A 301-nucleotide genomic window follows, 5' to 3' on the forward strand; every position below is an offset into this window, starting at 1 on the left:
GTTTGAGTCTGCCCGTTATTTCACCAAGGGCTGGAATGGCAGTCTGGCACTGGCTGCGGTCAGTGGCAGCGCGGCATTTTCGGCCATTTCCGGTTCTTCCTTGGCAACAGCGTCGACCATGACCCGGGTGGCTTACCCGGAAATGATGAAACAGGGTTATCACCCTCGTCTGGCCGCTGGATCGCTGGCCGCCGGGGGCACCCTGGGCATCATGATTCCGCCGTCGGTCGCGCTGTTGCTGTACGCGCTGATTACCGAACAATCGGTCGGCGATATGTTTCTGGCCGGATTCCTGCCGGGC

1 protein-coding gene is annotated in these 301 nt (G+C 60.8%); it reads left to right on the forward strand.

What is annotated here, in order from left to right:
• A partial coding sequence (locus Q4563_RS18700) for a TRAP transporter large permease subunit (protein WP_303605581.1) occupies window positions 1-301 on the forward strand: 301 nt, incomplete at both ends.

It is taken from the genome of Gilvimarinus sp. 1_MG-2023 (assembly GCF_030548285.1).